The organism is Planococcus salinus (assembly GCF_003719725.1).
GTDB lineage: Bacteria > Bacillota > Bacilli > Bacillales_A > Planococcaceae > Planococcus > Planococcus salinus.
This window is the reverse complement of sequence record NZ_RIAX01000010.1, coordinates 1-19,206: the sequence shown is the minus strand read 5'-3', so window position 1 is coordinate 19,206 and position 19,206 is coordinate 1. Positions and strand designations below refer to the sequence as shown.

At 47.4% G+C, this 19,206-nt stretch carries 20 protein-coding genes; 14 read left to right on the top strand and 6 right to left on the bottom strand.

The genetic code is table 11. The features are described from left to right. Positions 1-4: 4 nt before the first annotated feature. Genes EEX84_RS12670 through EEX84_RS12660 form a run of 3 tightly spaced genes read right to left on the bottom strand, consistent with a single transcriptional unit; the run spans position 5 to position 2,425 of the window. On the bottom strand, positions 5-577 hold the full coding sequence (locus EEX84_RS12670) for a 5' nucleotidase, NT5C type (protein ID WP_123166025.1): 573 nt from the start codon (positions 575-577) through the stop codon (positions 5-7). After that, positions 574-1,677 (bottom strand): bifunctional diaminohydroxyphosphoribosylaminopyrimidine deaminase/5-amino-6-(5-phosphoribosylamino)uracil reductase RibD, encoded by a 1,104-nt coding sequence (ribD, locus tag EEX84_RS12665; protein ID WP_123166024.1) that lies wholly within the window; start codon positions 1,675-1,677, stop codon positions 574-576. Before ribD ends, EEX84_RS12670 begins: the two co-directional genes overlap by 4 nt. Further along, positions 1,664-2,425, bottom strand: a complete 762-nt coding sequence (locus tag EEX84_RS12660) for a GTP cyclohydrolase II (protein WP_123166023.1) — start codon at positions 2,423-2,425, stop codon at positions 1,664-1,666. Before EEX84_RS12660 ends, ribD begins: the two co-directional genes overlap by 14 nt. A 264-nt stretch (positions 2,426-2,689) precedes the next feature. Between EEX84_RS12660 and EEX84_RS12655 the strand changes: the two genes are divergently transcribed. The 7 genes from EEX84_RS12655 to coaW all read left to right on the top strand — a co-directional run bounded on the left by EEX84_RS12655 (position 2,690) and on the right by coaW (position 8,971). Beyond that, positions 2,690-3,187, top strand: a complete 498-nt coding sequence (locus EEX84_RS12655) for a ferritin (protein ID WP_123166022.1) — start codon at positions 2,690-2,692, stop codon at positions 3,185-3,187. A 59-nt stretch (positions 3,188-3,246) separates the two neighbouring features. After that, the gene (locus EEX84_RS12650; protein ID WP_123166021.1) at positions 3,247-3,978 is read left to right on the top strand and encodes an ABC transporter ATP-binding protein; all 732 of its coding nucleotides are present in this window, start codon (positions 3,247-3,249) and stop codon (positions 3,976-3,978) included. After that, positions 3,975-4,724, top strand: a complete 750-nt coding sequence (locus tag EEX84_RS12645; RefSeq protein ID WP_123166020.1) for an ABC transporter permease — start codon at positions 3,975-3,977, stop codon at positions 4,722-4,724. The genes EEX84_RS12650 and EEX84_RS12645 overlap by 4 nt, the downstream gene beginning before the upstream one ends. Before the next feature lie 91 nt (positions 4,725-4,815). After that, positions 4,816-5,820 carry a S8 family peptidase gene (locus EEX84_RS12640; protein ID WP_123166019.1) on the top strand — a complete coding sequence of 335 codons (1,005 nt, stop codon included), beginning with the start codon at positions 4,816-4,818 and terminating at the stop codon, positions 5,818-5,820. Positions 5,821-5,882: 62 nt separating this feature from the next. Further along, entirely contained in the window at positions 5,883-6,755 is an 873-nt protein-coding gene (locus tag EEX84_RS12635) for a DMT family transporter (RefSeq protein ID WP_240033979.1), read from the top strand. A gap of 202 nt (positions 6,756-6,957) precedes the next feature. Then, entirely contained in the window at positions 6,958-8,037 is a 1,080-nt protein-coding gene (locus EEX84_RS12630) for a M42 family metallopeptidase (RefSeq protein WP_123166137.1), read from the top strand. A gap of 130 nt (positions 8,038-8,167) precedes the next feature. Then, positions 8,168-8,971 (top strand): type II pantothenate kinase, encoded by an 804-nt coding sequence (gene coaW / locus EEX84_RS12625; RefSeq protein ID WP_123166136.1) that lies wholly within the window; start codon positions 8,168-8,170, stop codon positions 8,969-8,971. An 83-nt stretch (positions 8,972-9,054) separates the two neighbouring features. Here coaW and EEX84_RS12620 read toward each other — a convergent pair whose 3' ends face one another. Then, a complete protein-coding gene (locus EEX84_RS12620; protein WP_123166017.1) occupies positions 9,055-9,615 on the bottom strand; it encodes a nitroreductase family protein in 561 nt (186 codons plus the stop codon). Positions 9,616-9,767: 152 nt separating this feature from the next. Between EEX84_RS12620 and EEX84_RS12615 the strand changes: the two genes are divergently transcribed. Next, positions 9,768-11,153, top strand: a complete 1,386-nt coding sequence (locus EEX84_RS12615; RefSeq protein ID WP_123166016.1) for a protoporphyrinogen oxidase — start codon at positions 9,768-9,770, stop codon at positions 11,151-11,153. A 163-nt stretch (positions 11,154-11,316) separates the two neighbouring features. On the opposite strand, the gene katA is transcribed toward EEX84_RS12615, so the two are convergent. Further along, positions 11,317-12,783, bottom strand: a complete 1,467-nt coding sequence (gene katA, locus EEX84_RS12610; protein WP_123166015.1) for a catalase KatA — start codon at positions 12,781-12,783, stop codon at positions 11,317-11,319. Between the two features lie 253 nt (positions 12,784-13,036). Here katA and EEX84_RS12605 point away from each other — a divergent pair, with 253 nt between their 5' ends. Beyond that, positions 13,037-14,218, top strand: a complete 1,182-nt coding sequence (locus EEX84_RS12605; protein ID WP_123166014.1) for an acetyl-CoA C-acetyltransferase — start codon at positions 13,037-13,039, stop codon at positions 14,216-14,218. Further along, positions 14,211-15,125, top strand: a complete 915-nt coding sequence (locus EEX84_RS12600; RefSeq protein WP_123166013.1) for an NAD(P)H-dependent flavin oxidoreductase — start codon at positions 14,211-14,213, stop codon at positions 15,123-15,125. The genes EEX84_RS12605 and EEX84_RS12600 overlap by 8 nt, the downstream gene beginning before the upstream one ends. A gap of 134 nt (positions 15,126-15,259) precedes the next feature. Here EEX84_RS12600 and EEX84_RS12595 read toward each other — a convergent pair whose 3' ends face one another. Beyond that, on the bottom strand, positions 15,260-15,847 hold the full coding sequence (locus EEX84_RS12595) for a hypothetical protein (RefSeq protein ID WP_123166012.1): 588 nt from the start codon (positions 15,845-15,847) through the stop codon (positions 15,260-15,262). 141 nt (positions 15,848-15,988) lie between these two features. On the opposite strand from EEX84_RS12595, the gene EEX84_RS12590 reads away from it, so the two are divergent. From EEX84_RS12590 to EEX84_RS12580, 4 genes are all read left to right on the top strand, one after another. Continuing rightward, positions 15,989-17,548 (top strand): fatty acid--CoA ligase, encoded by a 1,560-nt coding sequence (locus EEX84_RS12590; RefSeq protein ID WP_123166011.1) that lies wholly within the window; start codon positions 15,989-15,991, stop codon positions 17,546-17,548. A 77-nt stretch (positions 17,549-17,625) separates the two neighbouring features. Next, the gene (locus tag EEX84_RS12585) at positions 17,626-18,021 is read left to right on the top strand and encodes a hotdog fold thioesterase (protein WP_123166010.1); all 396 of its coding nucleotides are present in this window, start codon (positions 17,626-17,628) and stop codon (positions 18,019-18,021) included. Positions 18,022-18,125: 104 nt separating this feature from the next. Next, positions 18,126-18,467 (top strand): hypothetical protein, encoded by a 342-nt coding sequence (locus EEX84_RS16530; RefSeq protein WP_158599126.1) that lies wholly within the window; start codon positions 18,126-18,128, stop codon positions 18,465-18,467. A 1-nt stretch (position 18,468) separates the two neighbouring features. After that, positions 18,469-19,206 (top strand): RNA-guided endonuclease TnpB family protein (locus EEX84_RS12580; RefSeq protein WP_148039026.1); only part of this gene is annotated, 738 nt, incomplete at its 3' end.

The following is a 19,206-nucleotide window of genomic DNA, read 5'->3' as shown; positions in this document are numbered from 1 at the left end:
GGTTTTACTTCATTTCGTTCTCGATCAATTCATGCAAGTCCGCCCATTGTTTTATGCGGGGCAAATCCAGATGGCGGTTATAGGACTGGTCTCTCACCAATACCTTTAAAGCTTCGTGGTTCAACGTTTCAAGGACTGCGGGTTTGTCATCAAAATAATAGTCGAGCTGCAGGTCTTCGATGATTTGCACTTTTTCGGCGTCTTTCATGCCGCAGTAAAACCGGTCATCCCGAACCGGGAAGCCTTGTTTTTTTAACCACTCTTTCGTATTTTCGCCGTGTTCAGCCGTCCGCGACGTTATGTAATAGATCTCATGACCCTGCTGGTCAAGTGTCTGCAATAATTCGACGGCACCGGGTGAAGGAGGGCAGTCTGCATAATACAATTCATCGACCAGGCTATTCCACATCTCCGCTCCTTCTTCATCGCTCATTCCAAAAATTTCATGGATTTCAACACGTTGCAGCTCATGGAAAGCCTCTTTATCCACTTCACGTCCCAACTTCTCCTGATAAACGCCAAAAGCATACTCCCGCAGATCAATCAAGGTATCGTCTATATCAAATCCGAATTTCATGAGTCCTCTCCTTTTTTTCGGGGATAGCCTGTAAACTTGAAATCTTTCCCAATTTTTGTGAATTCTCCATGGTCCAGTTCCACCGCGTCTTTCATCAATTCAAATCCACTGCCTTCCAAAAAGGTCGGAGCCTGTTTTCCGCCGATCAGTTTCGGAGCAAAATACAGCACCACTTTATCGATCGCGCCCTTCTCCAAAAAAGCTGCATTGACAGTGCCGCCGCCTTCAATGAACAAAGATGAAATGGAATGATTCCCAAGGTATTGCAGCAAGTCGTCCAGATCGACACGTTCTTTGCCGCTGGTTTCTATGACAATGGCACCAAGCCGTTCCAGTTCGGTTTTTTTCTGCCGGTCATACTGCTGGCTGGTGAAAATCCATGTGTCCGCTAATCCGTCCGTCGCGACTTTCGACTGGAGTGGAATCCGCAGCTTTGAGTCCATGACGATCCGGAGTGGATTGCGGCCATTCGGAATGCGGGCGGTCAATGACGGATCGTCTTCTATAACCGTACCGACACCGACCAGGATGGCCATGTTTTCACTCCGAAGCTGATGGACATCTGTCCGGGCTTCTTCGGAGGTGATCCATTTGCTGTCGAGCGCATGAGTGGCAATTTTGCCGTCCAGTGTAGAAGCAGCCTTTAAAGTGACAAATGGTTGCTTTTCCACGATGAACTTATTGAACACTTCATTCAGTCGCCGGGATTCTTCCCGGCGGATGCCGATGACGACTTCAATGCCGGCGTCTTCCAGCATTTTGACGCCATTGCCGGCCACAAGGGGGTTTGGATCAAGCGTCGCAATGACGGCTTTTTGGATGCCTGCTTCGATGATGGCCAGGGCGCAAGGACCCGTTCTGCCAAAGTGTGAACAAGGTTCCAACGTAACGTAAATCGTTCCGCCGCGCGCCAGTTCACCGGCCATTCGCAGCGCATGGATTTCCGCATGCGGTTCTCCGGCTTTTAAATGGCTGCCAACACCGACAATTCGGTTGTCATTGACAATCACCGAGCCGACAAGAGGGTTCGGATCTGTCTGCCCTTTCATTGCCTGCGCGTTAGACAGCGCCAGGTCCATATAGAACTCATGATTCGGCATCGCACTCTTCTCCTTCGTCTCTTAAATGGCCGGAACGGGTTATTTTCGTCTGCAAGTAATTGGCGTTAAACTCCGACTTGTCTCCCCAAAGTGAAGTGCGGCCGGCTATTTGCAGTCCCGCTTTTTCAATCGCAGCTAATTTTTTGGGGTTATTGGTCATCAAAGTGACCGGTTTTTCCCGCAGGGTTTTTAAAACGGCAATGGCATCGCCATAGTTCCGTGAATCGTCAACAAAGCCCAGTCCTTCATTTGCTTCGACCGTATCGTAGCCATTTTCCTGAAGAACATACGCCATCGCTTTGCTGAACAATCCAATGCCGCGGCCTTCGTGATTGGCCAAATAAAACAAAGCGCCTGTCCCGTGCTCTGTGATCCGCTGCATGGACTGTTTGAGCTGGTAACCGCAATCACAGCGCTTGCTGCCAAAAATATCTCCAGTATGGCAAATCGAGTGCATGCGGATCAGCGCATCTTCGCTGTTTTCGAAATCGCCGTAAACCAGTACACTCGATTGCTGGTATTCGGCCAAATTTGAAGAAGACAGTTTTTCGATGATGTTTTCGTAATCCTCGGTGACTTCATCGTAATTCAACCAGCAATACCAATTGAAGATTTTTGTTTCGCCGTATAAATTGACGGGCAGGCGAATGGGACCTACTAAATAAATCGCCCCTTCGTCCATTTTGATCATTTGAATTTTGTCTTTTAACAGGTCCAATACTTTCGGTTCGAGTTTCAATTGTGTCATGGAAATCCTCCGTATCTACTGAATAGCGTTTCTATAAAGTTATCATACTACAATAAGTTACTAAAAGTAAGCAGTAAGCATCAAGTGGTCGTTATCTGCAGATAAATAATAATTATTATCATTTAAAGGTATTATAAGATTGTTATTGATGAGTTTCATTATCAATTAGATATAAAATTCTCATTTGTTTTGATTTTTTAAATAGGGGTATGGTATAGTATCTACATTAGAATGATTCTAAATAAGAAAGAGGAGGAATACACAATGCTACCGGAAAAACTGACACAGGCCCTAAACGATCAATTCAACAACGAGTTGCAGGCGGCTCACTCGTACACGGCAATGGCGGCGTATTTTTCAGAAAAAGGGTATCATGGATTTGCTAATTTCTATTTAGTGCAATCGAGAGAAGAACATTTCCACGCGATGAAGTTTTATGAGTATTTAGTGACTATGGACGAAAAACCGGTCGTGCAGTCTTTATCTGAACCGAAAAACAACTACGTCAGTGCCATGGATGTTGTAGAAAGTTCATTGGCGCAGGAAAAAGAAGTGACAAGCAATATTTACGCGCTCGTGACGTTGGCCGATGAACTGCAGGAGCACGCCACCTTGTCTTTCCTGGATTGGTTTATCGAAGAGCAGATGGAAGAAGAGAAAATGTTTCGGGATATCATTACACGATTAAAAGGTGCTGGGGAAGGTGGCGAATACTTCCTGAAGATGAACGACGAATTCGCCGCACGCAAATTGGAAGAGTGACAGGCGAAACAGCACACGCTGCTTGTGTGCTGTTTTCTTTTTGAAAGGAAGTGAAGAACATGACGACCAGTTACAAACCGGCTGTGCATTTCAACCAAGTGGATTTTTCGACGAAAGCTGTACATATAGTAAAAGGGGTTACAGGGTCTTTTCCGGAAGGGAAAATCACTACACTGGTCGGACCTTCAGGAGCGGGAAAGACCACTTTATTAAAGCTGTGCAACGGACTGCTCTCTCCGGACAGCGGCGTGATTTATATCAAAGGGAAACCGATCGAGGACTATGATCCGATTGAACTGCGGCGGCTTGTCGGGCTGGCTTTGCAAAGCGCACCGATGATCAGTGGCACCGTCTACGATAACCTGAACTTGCCAATGGAACTGCGGGGCCGTAAGCTGCCCGAAACGGAAGCTGTGCAATTGGTGGAGGATGTCGGACTCGACAAAAGTTTTTTGCAGCGCAAAGTAAGCGATTTGTCGGGTGGGCAACGGCAGAAAGTTTCAATTGCCCGAACGCTGGTCAATAAACCGGAGATTTTGCTGTTGGATGAAATCACTTCTTCTCTCGACAGAAAATCGATGAAGGAAATTGAAGAACTCATTGTTCATATCAACAGAAAATACGGGACAACCATCATTTGGATTACGCACAACCTCCAACAGGCGTTGGAAATCGGTGATTTTACCTGGGTGATGATGGAAGGGGAAGTAATGGAAAGTGGCGAAAGCAGCTTATTGGAAAACCCGACAAATGACAAAGTAAAACGATTTGTGAAGGGGGAAGAGAAATGAGCTATTTAACATTATCGATTACGCTCATCTTCGTCGTCATCCCCCTCTTATTGTCAAAAACCCTCAACCTGGGACTGGAAAAAGACACCATCATCGCGACGATCCGTTCCATCATCCAATTATTGCTGATTGGATATGTGCTGAAGTTCGTCTTTGAATCGGAAAGTCTTGTGTATATCTTTTTAATGGTGACGCTGATGATTGTGGCGGCCACGCATAATGCTCAGAAAAAGGGTGCGGCGATTAAAGGGATCACATGGAAAGTTGCCGTCACATTGGTGTTTGTTGAAGTGCTGACACAAAGCATCTTACTCGGATTCCAGATTACCCCCCCAACAGCCCAGTACATCATCTCTATCAGCGGGATGGTCATTGGGAATTCAATGGTTTTATCGATTCTCTTCCTGAATCGGTTTACGGCGGAAGTAGAGTCAAATCAGGAAGCAACCGAACTGATCTTGTCTCTTGGCGGTACCCCGAAACAGGCAATCCACAAACAATTGATCGATTCGATCAAAGCCAGTATGATTCCGACCATCGAAAGCCAAAAAACAGTCGGCCTCGTGCAGCTGCCCGGTATGATGAGCGGCCAGATTATTGCCGGTGCAGATCCGATTCAAGCTGTTCAGTTCCAGCTGCTCATTTTATTTTTGCTGCTGACCACTGCAGCGGTCACCAGCATCATGCTCGGGTTTTTGTCCTATCCGACTTTATTCAACCAGCGAATGCAATTGCTGAAAAACTGAAACCCGGAGAAATTGAAAAGATTTATGGTTTCTAACTATTCAGTGAATGAAAGCATTAATGGTAAAATAAAGTAAAAGGAGGGGAAAACGGATGAGTTATATGCATTTGATTCCTTATCGTATTGAGGCAATTCACGCTGTGGCTCCACAGATTCCGGAAGGGGTGAGGATGATCCAGGCACCGGAAGTCTGGGAAGCGGCAGAAAAAGGAAAAGGCAATGTCATCGCTATACTGGACACTGGATGTCAGCCGGATCATCCTGATTTAAAGGACCGGATTATCGGCGGCCGGAATTTCACACCGGATTATGACTCGGATGAAGAAAACTATGACGATAACAATGGCCATGGGACGCACGTGGCCGGTACAGCGGCGGCTTCTTTGAGAAAAGGTGGCGGCATTGCGGGAGTCGCCCCGGAAGCGAAACTGCTGATTTTAAAAGTGCTGAGCGGTGAAGGTGGTGGTGATTACACCAGCATCATCAACGGCATCCACTATGCATTGGATTGGGAAGGACCGAACGGTGAAAAAACCAGTGTCATTTCCATGTCGCTTGGTGGACCGACGGATGTTCCGGAACTGTATAAAGCTGTAAAACGGGCGGTGGATGCCGGTATCCCGGTGGTCTGTGCCGCAGGCAACGAAGGAGATGCGAGCCCGGAAACCGATGAATACGCCTATCCGGGTGCTTATGGAGAAGTGATCCAGGTGGGGGCTGTTGATTTCAATAAGAAAATCGCTTCTTTCAGCAATACCAATAACGAAGTCGACTTGGTGGCGCCCGGTGTCAATATCTACTCCGCCTATCCCGGCGGCAAATACGCTACATTGTCCGGAACGTCAATGGCGACACCCCATATCTCGGGGGCTCTGGCATTGCTCCGAAACATTGCAGAAGCTGAATTTCAGAGAAAACTGACAGAAGGGGAATTGTATGCCCAGCTTGTGCGCAGAACGGTCCCTCTCGGTTATCCGAAAACAGCGGAAGGAAACGGACTGTTGGCACTTGATATTGTCAGCAAATTTGAGCAGTTGTTTAAGCTGTTCAATTCTTCCTTCGGCATTAACCAGGAAACGAAACCAGAAGTCAAATAGCCGGCAATCTGCAGCAGCCGGCTTGAGAAAGAAGGTGCAGTATCAGCCATCCATATGTTCTGTTGATATTAGTGGTTGTGTTCTATGCCGGTAATATCCTGGTCGGCAAAGCAGTCAATGATTTGCCGCCTGTCACCATATCCTTTTTCCGCCTGCTGATCGCTTTTATCGTCTTGTTTCCACTCGGATTCCGCAGCGCCTGGCAGTATAAAAGCACATTTATCCATTACAAAAAACCATTTCTGTTGATGACGCTGACCGGTATTGCTTTCTTTAATGCCTTTCTTTATGGAGCCTTACAATTTACTACGGCCACCAACGCTTCCGTGCTGGAAGCGGTCATACCGGCAGCTACTGCGCTGATGAGCGCAGTGGTCCTGAAAGAACAGTTGCGCGGCATCCAATGGTTGGGAATCCTTGTGTCTTTACTGGGCTCGGTCTGGGTTGTCATGGACGGGCGCATTTTCCAAGTCGCTGCAATGCCATGGAACGCAGGGGACGGCATCATGGTTGGAGCCATCATTTGCTGGGCGGTCTATTCCATTACAGTCAAACAATATATGCATTTATTTCCTTCCTACGGCGCGCTTCTCGTGATGACCGGCATTTCGCTGCTGGTACTGGGGCCACTGGTTCTGATCGAGTGGTATATGACCGGCTTTTCCATTCAGCTGCTGGCTGAAGCGCCGGGTCTTGTTGCAGGCCTGCTGTATTTGGGGATATTCCCTTCTTTTATTGCCTTGCTCCTCTACAACCGGGCAGTGGGCCTGTTGGGGGCTTCCCGTGCTTCGGTATTTTTGAATTTCCTTCCCGTCGCGACAATGGCTGGTGCATACTTCTGGCTGGGTGAAACCATCACCTCCATGCACATACTCGGTGCGCTGCTGGTCATTGCCGGCGTAATTATGACTACACAAGTAAAGAGAGAACCGTGAACAAGCCGCCTTACCGGAACCTAAGAGCGGCTTGTTTGGCATTTTAAGTTATCGTTCTATTTAGAAAAATGAATGATTTCATGGATATTCAGCGGAGAAATCTTTATAATTAATAAGGTCTGCTTACATAGTGGTAAAAACCGGACAAGTTAAACCAATCGTTCCTGCAGTCGAACAGGAACAAAAGACTGGAGTGGTTGAATTGTATCAATTATTGAAAGAATTATGTGAAAAAGTAGGACCAAGCGGTTTTGAACAGGATGTTCAGCGATACATAGTAAATGAAGTGGCAGATAAAGTGGACGAAGTGGAAGTTGATGCATTAGGAAATGTTATTGCTACCATCAAAGCAACGGATGCAGAGATGCCGTCCATCCTGCTGGCCGCCCATGCGGACGAAATCGGTTTTGTCGTGAAGAAAATTGAAGACAACGGAACACTTCGTTTTGAACAACTCGGCGGTTTTGACAACCGCATTCTGCTGGCGCAACCGGTAACGGTCAAAGGAGCGGAAGGGTATGTAAATGGAGTGATCGGCACGCTGTCTGCCCATTACGCAAAATGGGACGATCCGAAACGGATTGCGTCACACCGTGACATGTATATTGATATAGGGGCGTCATCAAAAGAAGAAGTACTCGAAATGGGTGTCAAAGTCGGACAGCCGGTCAGTTACGGCAGTGAACTGAAACTGGTGGGAGACAAAAAGCGCAATCGCGTCGTCGGCAAAGGGCTTGATGACCGGGCAGGATGCGCGCTGCTGATTCAACTGATTCAAAACTTCCGGCAAAATCCGGACCTTTCACACGGCGATGTTCATTTCGTTTTTACAGTACAGGAAGAAGTTGGTCTCAGAGGAGCCTCTGTCCTTTCTCCGAAGTTTCATCCGGACTTTGCACTGGCCATCGATACGACGCCGACAAGCGATACGCATGACGTATTGATGACAGGGACCAGAAAACTGGGAGCCGGCCCCTGCATTAAAATTGCAGACCGCTCGCTGATTGCGCATCCCCTTGTGTCAGGTCTGCTCGAAAAAGTGGCTGTTGAAAAGAACATCCCTTACCAGCAGGAAATCTTTATGGGAATCGGCACGGATGCAGGTGCCATCCATATGACTTCCACGGGCGTATCTTCCGGGGTGGTTTCGATTCCTTCCCGCTATACACATTCCCCGATTGAGATTGTGGACCTGGCGGATTTGGAAAACAGCGTTAAACTTGTGCAGGAATTTATCCTTCATTCCAAAGAATTGGTCGGTAAAAACTTTCTGGATACATAAGAAATAAGAGCAGCAAGTGTGCACAGGCTGTTTCTGAACTTCTTTGAGAAGGACTGTGATAGAATTTTATCGTGCAAAGAAATATGCGGGTGTTCTGAAAAGTAATGTGCAAGAAAGAGTGGGTGTAAATATGATTGTCGGAATAGATGCGGGCGGCACCTTGATCAAAGTAGCCTACACCGAAAAAGGAGTGCTCCAGTTCGTTAAATACCCCGTTGCAGAAATCGAAAAGGTCGCTGCCTGGGTGAATGGTTTGGACAACAGCAAAGTTTGTGTGACCGGCGGCAAGTCCGGAGTCCTTCTTTCTTTGCTGGATAAAAAAGCGAAGGAAATGGTGGAATTTGAGGCTACTCATCACGGGGTCCAATTCCTTTTGGACCGGATGAAACGCGAAGAAAAGGAATATCTTGTGACCAATGTCGGCACCGGAACTTCCATCCACTGCATTCAGTCCAATGAGCAAGTGCGTCTCGGAGGCAGTGGTGTTGGGGGCGGAACGTTGATCGGCTTGTCCCGTCTCCTGACTGGTGTAACCGACTTTGAAGAAATTGTAGAATTGGCGGGAAGTGGTTCACGGGACCGTGTGGATTTGAAAGTAAAACATATTTATGAAGGAAAAGAACCACCAATTCCCGGTGAATTGACAGCCAGCAATTTCGGCAATCATCTTTTCACTGCTTGCGGGGAATTAACCAAAGAAGAGTTGCTGGCAGCCGTCGTCGGCCTGGTCGGCGAAACGGTCAGTACAGTCAGTGTGCAGGCGGCGAAACAATGTGATGTGGATATCATCATCTATATCGGCTCTTCGTTTATCCATAACCCCCTGCTGAAGGAAGTCGTGGAAAGCTATACGATCTTGAGAGGGGCTACGCCGTTGTTTCTGGAAAACGGGGAGTTTTCTGGAGCGGTCGGGGCAATGTCGGAAATTCAATAAGAAAAAAGATGGCGCCACAAACGGCGCCATCTTTTTTTGAAAAATTTCAGTTGTCCAAAAGAAAATAACTCTGAATCTCAGGGTCATTCCTCGATAATCGTCAATTTTTCGCGGATATCGGTCCGTTCCCGTTTTTCAGGCACATGTTTCGGATAACCGATCATCAATGTGGCCACAACTTTTTCACCTGGAGCCACACCGATTGCGTCTCTGAAAATCGGGTTGTAGATCCAGTCGTTTGACCGCCAAATCATGCCGATGCCCCGTTCCCAGGCAGCCAGCTGGAAGTTTTGGATCAGCGACGATATGGCTCCGTAATCTTCATCCCATCTTCTTTGGCGAGGGTCTTCCGGCATGATGACCACCAGGTGCAATGGGATATCCCGGAAATATTGTGCTTTGTTCAATACTTTCTGCGGCGTCTCGCCATCTTCTTTCGGCATGGCGTCGATAAACGCCCGAACGAACTTTTCTTTGCCGGCGCCCGTGTACAGCTGGAAACGCCAGGGTTCGTTCACTGTATGGTTTGGCGCCCATTTGGCGACATTCAATAATTCGATGATTTCTTCCACGTCGACAGCATCAGTCTTGAATTTCTTGATTGACCGTCTCTCGATAATATTTTGATCGATTGCGTTTTTCATGGCGATTCTCTCCTTCATAACTAAGCTTCTCTCCTAATAAAACCAGTCTGAAAGTCAAAACGCAACAAAAGCGTTTAGAAAAAGACAAAATCCCTCCTGTTGTCTAACGGAATTGTTGGTAAAATGAAGAGAAGAGTAAGGAGTGGATAGCAGTGAAAACAGTCGTGGTCATCGGGGGAGGCATCACAGGCCTTTCAGCGATGCATTATATACAGAAGTTAAAAAAAGAAAAAAATCTGGATTTGGACTTGCTGCTCATTGAAAAAGAAGAACAGCTGGGCGGGAAAATCCGGACGGTGAAAGACAAAGGATTCATCATGGAAACGGGAGCGGATTCCATCGTGGCACGGAACGAAAGTGTCATGCCTTTGATTGAGGAATTGCAGTTGGAAGACCGTCTTGTCTATAATGCGACAGGCATTTCGTATTTATATACCAACAACAAACTGCACGCCATCCCGGCTGATACGATTTTCGGTATTCCGATGAGCAAAGAGGCCTTGTTCAGTTCCACACTTGTTTCTGAGCAAGGGAAAAAAGAAGCGTTGAAGGATTTTGATACGCCAAATGACCGGTTTACACGCGACAGTTCAATCGGTGAATTTCTGGAGGCTTTTCTGGGAAAAGAACTGGTCAACAACCAAATCGCGCCGGTCCTGTCCGGTGTGTATTCAGGAGATTTATACGATTTAACACTTGCTTCCACGTTGCCGTATTTAGTGGATTATAAAAATGAATACGGCAGCATTATCAAAGGCTTGGAAGCAAACAAAAAGCGCTTCCAGGGCGCATCGAATAAGAAATTCATTTCCTTTGACGAAGGAATGGGCGTGCTGATCGATCGCTTGGAGGAAAAACTGGAGGACACGACCATTCTCAAAGGAGTCGGCACAACAGGCCTGACGAAAACGAACGGTCAATATGAAATCCATTTGGATAATGGTGAGACCATGAAAGCAGATTATGTGATCCTGGCGGTTCCCCATAATACGGCACAGGAAATACTTCAGCAGCCGGCATTGGATAATGACTTCAGCAGTTTTAAAAACTCGACGCTGATCAGTGTTTATCTTGGCTTTTCCCTGCCGGACGCACAGCTGCCTGCTGATGGGACGGGTTTTATCGTGTCGGAAAACAACGATATACTCTGCAACGCCTGTACATGGACGAGCCGGAAGTGGACGCATACTTCGCAGGCGCAAAATTTGCTCGTCCGCTTGTTTTACAAAAGTTCCAATCCTTCTTATGAGAAACTGAAAGATCTGCCCCAGGAACAATTGGTCGAAGCCGCACTGGGAGATATCCGGAAAAGCCTGAACATCCAAGCAAAGCCGGAAACTGTAGAAGTGACCGACTGGAAAAATCTCATGCCCAATTATCATATGGGACATAAAGCATCCGTCGATGCCTTAGAGGGAAAAATGGACGAAATTGTCCCTGATGTTTTCCTGGCTGGTGCTTCCTATTACGGTGTCGGCATTGGAGCGTGCATCCAAAACGGCAAAGATATAGCGATGCGAATTGAAAAGAAATTATAGAAAGAAAGTAAAAAAAGGAAGGGCGCCAAATCGGCTGTCCTTCTTTTTTGGTGGTCAATTATGGACAGCAGCTTTTCAGTACTATAAAAAAAGCAGCCAGCCCAGTTTAAGGGTGGCTGCTAATTGAGAATAGCAAGGTGATATTATCAGCTGTCAAACTTGATCAGTTTGCACCTGCAAGACCAGGAACTTCCATGCCAAGGCCTTCTGCAACGCGGGTACCGAAATCCGCATCCGCTTTGTACAAGTGATCGATCATGCGAAGTTTGATGTGGTCATATGTTACGGCACTCAGTCCGCCCACAAAAGTGGCTACAAGGCGTTCTTGCTCTTCCGGACTTTGCAGGCGATATAGATCCCCTGGTTGTGTGTAATAATCTTCTTTGAAATAAGGTACTGAATCGGTAACGCCCGATACTTCAAGAGGTGCTGGTTTTGCAGCTGCCTCTTCTGCAGGTCCGTTAAAGCTGTTCGGTTCGTAGTAAACAGAACCGCCGCCATTTTTGCCAAAGTTCATTTGGCCGTCGCGCTGGTAGTTGTTTACTTGGTTTTTCGCTGCGTTGATCGGCAGCATCTGGTGGTTGGCGCCTACACGGTAGCGATGCGCATCATGATAAGCGAACAAGCGGCCCTGCAGCATTTTGTCCGGTGATACGTCGATGCCGGGAACCAATGTGCCAGGAGAGAATGTTGCCTGCTCAACTTCTGCAAAATAGTTCTCAGGGTTGCGGTCAAGCACCATGCGGCCAACTTCGATTAACGGGTAATCTTTGTGTGACCATGTTTTTGTTACATCGAATGGGTCGAAGCGATACGTGTTCGCATCTTCCAAAGGCATGATTTGTACATACATTTTCCAAGCCGGGAAGTCGCCTTCTTCAATGGAGTTGAACAAGTCTTCTGTATGGAAATCAGGGTTTTCGCCGGCAATTTTGTCAGCTACATCCTGTGTGATGTTCTTGATGCCCTGTTCAGTCAGGAAGTGGTATTTCACCCAGTGGGATACGCCTTCAGCGTTGGTCCATTTGAATGTGTGGCTTCCGAAACCGTGCATGTGGCGAAGTGTTGCAGGAATCCCGCGGTCGCCCATCAAGTAAGTCACTTGGTGCAAGGATTCAGGTGACAATGACCAGAAATCCCACACTGCGTTAGGGTTTTTCAAATGCGTTTTTGGGTCGCGTTTTTGTGTATGGATAAAGTCAGGGAATTTAATCGCATCCTGGATAAAGAAAATCGGCGTGTTGTTTCCGACTAGGTCATAATTTCCTTCTTCTGTGTAGAATTTCAAAGCAAATCCGCGAGGGTCACGAACTGTATCTGCAGAACCGTTTTCACCAGCTACTGTGGAGAAGCGGGCAAACAGATCCGTCTTTTTGCCGACCTCGGAAAGAAAAGCGGCTTTCGTATATTTCGTCACGTCCTGTGTGACTTCAAAATAACCGTGGGCGCCGGCGCCTTTTGCGTGAACGACACGCTCAGGTACGCGTTCTCTGTTGAAATGCGCCAGTTTTTCAAGAAGATGAACATCCTGCAATAGGACCGGTCCGCGCTGTCCGGCTGTCTGCGAGTTTTGGTTGTCTCCGACTGGGGCACCCCAGCTGGTAGTTAGAGCTTTTTTGTCTGTACTCATGAATCGAACACCTCATTCTCATTTTTTATGTAAAAGCACTACAGTATCTATCATACCATTATTTAATTTGAAATCAATTCTTATTAATAATGATTATAATTAAAAGATAATTCTGTTCTTCCGCTGTTTTCCTCTTTTGAAAACCATTGCAATCCAAAATAAATATCGTTAAGATATCTTTAGATAAGAATTTTCAGATAATTAATGGGTTATAAAAAAGACAAAAGATCTAATTGTGAAAGGGGAAATCGGAATGAGCAATGTATATATAGTAGATGGAGCCAGAACAGCATTCACCGCGTTCGGAGGTTCTTTTGCCAAGATGGATGCCACGGAACTGGGGACGGCAACGGCCGTGGAGGCACTGAAACGCTCGAATGTAAAAGCGGAATCAATTGATCATGTCATTTATGGCAACGTTATTCATTCCAATGTAAACGCCGCTTACTTGGCACGCCATATCGGGTTGAAGGCAGGAGTTCCGATTGAGGTGCCCGCTTTGACTTTGAACAGATTATGCGGCTCCGGAGCACAGTCCGTCGTTTCGGCGGCACAGTACATCAAACTCGGTGAAGCGGATTTGGTGTTGGCTGGCGGTACAGAGAACATGTCAATGTCACCCTACTCAAATTTCAAGCAGCGGTTCGGGGCTCCAAAAATGGGTGATATGAAATTTGAAGATATGCTGACGGCTACTCTGACAGATCAATATACCGGCAACGGCATGGGAGTGACTGCGGAAAATCTGGCAGAAAGATACGACATTTCCAGGGAAGAGCAGGACGCCTATGCGGTCGAGTCAAATCAGCGGGCAGCCAAAGCGATTGAAAACGGTGTGTTTGCAGAAGAAATCGTGGGTGTGGAAGTGAAAACCAGAAAAGGTACACAGCTCATTGATACGGATGAGCATGTGAAGCCTGATGCCAGTAAAGAAGCGCTTGCGAAGCTTCGTCCGGCATTTAAAAAAGAAGGAACCGTTACTGCTGGCAATGCCTCAGGGATTAATGACGGGGCGGCATCAGTTGTAGTGGCGGGAGAAGCAGCAGTCAAAAAGCATGGCTTGAATCCAATCGCCCGTATTGTTTCCTGGGGAGTGGCAGGAGTGGATCCAAATGTCATGGGCATCGGACCGGTCCCGGCAATCCGGCAGGCATTGGAGAGAGCCCAGTTAACTCTTGAAGACATTGACTTGATCGAAATCAATGAGGCATTCGCCGCCCAATATTTGGCGGTTGAAAAAGAGCTCGGCTTGGACCGCAGCAAAGTAAATGTTCACGGCGGAGCCATTGCACTTGGTCACCCCGTCGGAGCCAGTGGAACACGGGTCTTGTTGTCTGCCGCGTACGAATTAAAGCAGCGTGGCGGAAAGTATGCGGTAGCCAGTCTTTGCATCGGCGGCGGCCAGGGAATTGCGGTGGTGATTGAACATGCTTAAGTTGCCGGTCATTGTCGCTCCGATGTTTTTGGTATCGACGCCCGGGATGGTCATTGAAGCGGGAAAAGCAGGGGTCATCGGCTCGTTTCCCCTGCTGAATGCCCGGCCGATTGAAACGTGTGCCGAATGGCTGAAAGAAGTGAAAGAAGCGCTGGGTGACAAACCGTGGGCCGTCAATCTGATATGCCACAAAAAATCAAACAAGCGCTTTGATGATGATCTGGAGCTGGTCCGTCAATATCAGCCGCCGATTGTCATCACTTCGTTGGGTTCTCCAGCCGAAGTTATTGAAATCGTCCACAGCTACGGTGGTCTGGTTTATTCGGACGTTGCAAATGTCCGCCATGCGAAAAAAGCGGCCGGGGCCGGTGTGGATGGGTTAATCCTGGTGTGCGCTGGGGCCGGCGGACATGGCGGCATGTTGAATCCGTTCGCTTTCATCGCTGCTGTCAAACAGTTTTACGGAGGCACCATCATCCTGTCAGGAGCCTTGTCGACAGGGGCGGATGTGGCAGCTGCGAAATTGATGGGGGCCGATTATGCTTATATGGGGACGCGTTTTCTGGCGGCGGAAGAAAGCAGCGCTCAGGAAGAATACAAGCAGATGGTCATCGATTCAACAATTGAAGACATTCTTTATACCGACTCATTCAGCGGCGTCCATGCCAATGTGTTGATTCCAAGCTTATTGAAAGAAGGAATTGATCCGGCTACCTTGAAGCCGAAAGACGAGGTGGATCTGTCCCATCTGGTGGATGTAAAGGCCTGGCGGGATATTTGGTCGGCCGGCCATGGTGTAACCACTGTCACCAAGAGTGAGACCATCCAGGAAATCGTTGAAACATTGTCTAAAGAATATGAGGAAAGCGTAGCAGAGCTGACGCGCGAAAACCAAACCTTGCAATAGTACGATTTTTGTCCATCAAAGCAACAAAGAAAAAGGCTGCCGGCCAAGTCCTGTTTGAGACTTGGCCGGCAGCCTTTTCTGTCTTTTGGGCGTTCGTTATTTTCTGCAGAACAGCGCCTGTGGACTGTTGCTTTTTACGGTGTGGTACCGTTCAGAAAGTAGCGGATTCTGCGGATGTCCTTTTTTACTGTGTCTGCACTTTCCATGGTTGTCTGATACCATTTTTGCAGTTGGTCAGCTTCCGCTTTGCTCAGCGTTTTCTTTTCAGCCGTTTTTTCCACCAGCATCGTCATAATTTTTACCACTTTTTTATAATGCTCCGCTTGCTGGCGATAGCGTTTTTCCACTTTGGGGTCAAAATTCATACCGAGATGGATGAGTCCGGTATTTATGTATTCTTCTGCATACAATGCTGCTCCGGTTACTGCCAGACGTTCTGACAACGGCGCCTTTTCTTTATCGGGAAACGTTTGAGGCGTCATGGCTTCCACGGTTCTGTAAGCAGTAAAAGCCTGCTTGATCTGGTCAATGTTCAATCCGGCTTTGCGGTCGAAGTTTTGAAAGATGGCACTGACGTGATCAAGATGTTGTGGAAGCTCATCCCATTCAGCGGCCTCCGGCTTTGTGTCCAGCATGCCTTTGATGTTCCCGTAAACAAACAGGCGCTGCAAATAGCCGTATAACAATACCACGCCGTGAAACTGAAATTGTACTTTGTTCATCGAACCTCTCCTTTGGATGAAATTTGTGTTCATTATACAGCAAAATCCGTTTGTGCGTTGTTGCAAAATTTCGTATTATCTGACATTATTGATATAGCAAGTTAATGAATGACCATTCATTTATTTCGGAGGGGTGAAAATATGTACGTGACATTAGGGGAAATTTTTGATCAGACAGTAACGAAATATCCTGCAAAAGAAGCGCTTGTAGACTTGAGAAGAAACCGCCGCTGGACGTATCAGGAATGGCAGGCCGATGTCCATCGTTTGGCCAATGCCCTGAATGCTGCGGGAGTGGGAAAAGGCGACCGGGTCTCGACATTTTTGTTCAACAATCATGAATTGGCTACCACGCTTTTTGCCTGTGCCAAGATCGGGGCCATTTTTAATCCGATCAATTTCCGGCTGAAGTCGGAAGAAGTGTCATTCATTTTAAAAGACGCTGAACCGAAAGTGGTCATATTTGAAAATCAGTTGAAAAATACAATTTCCGAAATACAGCCGGAGTTTCCAGCGGTTCAATTTTGGTTTATCGATGAGGCAAAACCTGATTTTGCGAAAAGTTATCAGGAAGAAGTGGCTCGTTCTCACACTGCACCACCTGAGGCCGAAGTCGATGAAACGGATACCTATGCCATTATGTATACAAGTGGAACCACGGGCCGCCCGAAAGGAGTGATTCACCGTCATCGGGATATGGCGGAACAAAGCCTGATCTGCATCAATGTGATGAAGTACAATAACAGCGACGTAGGGTTGGTTACAGCACCGATGTTCCACTGTGCAGAGCTGCATTGCTGTGTGATTCCGAGGGTGCATGCAGGTGCTTCGAGTGTGATCATGCACCAATTCGACCCGGTCGTGGCGCTCGATACTATTGAAAAAGAAAAAGTGACGGTGATGTTTGCGGTGCCGACGATGTGGAGTATGATGGCAGAGCAGCAAGGGGCCGGATCAAAAGCTCAGACGCTGCAACGTGGTTTATACGGGGCCGCCCCGATGGCTCCTGTTCTTGTGAAGAAAGTAAAAGACATTTTGAACGTGGATCTGATTCAGGCATACGGACAAACTGAAATGGGACCGGCCATTACATTCCTGCTGGAAGATGAGCAACTGACAAAAGCAGGATCCGCGGGTCGTGCAGCTTACAATCATGAAATCCGTGTTGTACGCCCAAGTGAAGACGGGCCGTCAGAACCGGACGATATCCTGAAACCGGGGGAAGTCGGGGAAATCATCGTGAAAGGTCCTTGCATGATGGAAGGTTATTTTAACCGGCCGGAAGCGTCTGATAAAGCTTTGTATAAAAGCTGGTATCACTCCAGCGATCTCGGCTATATGGATGAAGACGGATATTTGTATGTGGCAGACCGCGTCGACGATATGATCATCAGCGGTGGGGAAAATATTTATCCACGTGAGGTGGAGGATATACTGCATGAACATGAAGCGGTGAAAGATGTTGCGGTTCTGGGAGTACCGGATGAAAAATGGGGCGAGTCAGTGATTGCCTTTATCGTCTCCGGAGATCCATCGCTTACTGAAGAAGAGTTGGAGGAATTCTGCAGAAACAATGACAAATTGGCTCGCTACAAGCGGCCGAGGAGCTATCGGTTTGTGGACGAGTTGCCGAGAAACGCCAGCGGCAAAATACAAAAATTCCTGTTGCGTGAACAGAAAACAGAAACTGGAAGCCGATAAGAGAGGAGCTCTCAGCTGAGAAACCATAAAGGCTGAGAGCTTTTTCTGTCGCCAGTAAAAAAGAAAGGAAGAAGGATATGAAAATGAAACCGGTTGAAGAAACAATTGCAGGTGTGCTGGGAATTGAAATGCAGGAAATCACAGCCGAAAAAGTGACGGCTACCATGCCGGTCCACGCAGCCACTCATCAGCCATTTGGCCAGCTTCATGGCGGCGCTTCAGTGGTGCTGGCGGAAACTGTTGCCAGTGTGGGGACGTGGAACATGATCGATCAGGAAAAAGAATTGGCTGTTGGGCTGGAGATCAATGCGAATCATATACGCGGCAAGCAGGACGGCATGGTGACAGCCGTTGGCATTCCTTTACATAAAGGACGCACGACAATGGTATGGGACATCAAAATCATCGACGAGGAAGAGCGGCTTATCTGTGTGTCCCGCTGTACAGTGGCGATTGTGCAGAAGAAAAACTGAAGCGAAAGAAAAGAAGGAAAGGGTTCTTCTGCTCTATGTGAAACCAAGTGAATCTTGGACCGTATGATAAAGCAAGAAGAACCAAAGAAAATTGGGGCGATAAAATGAAGTTTAGAAAAATGATGATTTTACTGACTGCTTTGTTGCTTTTTGCAGGCTGTTCTGCCGAAGCAAACAGTTCGATCAAGTCCATCGAAGACGTGGATTCGGACAAACTTGCCGAATACAATGGCACATATGTCGGGGACAATTCCGACGTGTTGGCAATCATCAGGGAACTTGCGGGTGCTGAAACGTTTAACGTTTCCCGAAAGAAGTCTCCCTCTTCAAGCGCGCAACGGGCGAAGCCCAGCGGTAAGGGGGAGATGAATTTCGGTTGGCGCAGCCAAAATGGTCTTCCTTTTTCTTTCCGGCTATCATCAAAGGAAGAAAGCGAGGTGATTTGATATGGCAAACAAAGCGTATAAGTTCCGTCTGTACCCGACAAAAGAACAGGAACAGCTGCTGCTAAAAACGTTCGGCTGTGTTCGTTTCGTATACAACAAAATGCTCGCGGAACGCAAGGAAATCCATGAGCAATTCAAAGACGACAAGGGATTGCTGAAACAACAGAAACTTCCGACACCCGCCAAATACAAAAAAGAGTTTGAGTGGCTGAAGGAAGTGGATAGTTTAGCGCTGGCAAATGCACAGCTGAACCTGCAAAAAGCATACACCAACTTCTTCGCAGGACGGGCAAAGTTTCCGAAGTTCAAGAGCCGAAAAGCGAAGCCATCCTATACGACAAATCGGGTGAACGGCAATATACAGCTTTTGGAGAGCCAGATCAAATTACCGAAACTCGGACTCGTCAGGCTGAAACGGCATCGGGAGATTCCGGCCCATCATGTCATCAAGTCGTGTACGCTTTCCCGTTCTGCCACGGGAAAGTATCACATTTCCATACTGACAGAATATGAAAATAAACCGATTGAAAAGGAGATCACGGAAATCATCGGACTCGACTTTGCGATGGATGGTCTGTATGTCGAAAGTGAGCAGGGTGAGATAGCCAATTACCCTCGTTTCTACCGGCAGGCACAACAACAACTGGCAAAAGAACAGCGGATCTTGTCGCACCGAACAAAAGGGTCTTCCCGCTACGAAAAACAGCGGATCAAAGTCGCCCGCCTGCACGAACACGTG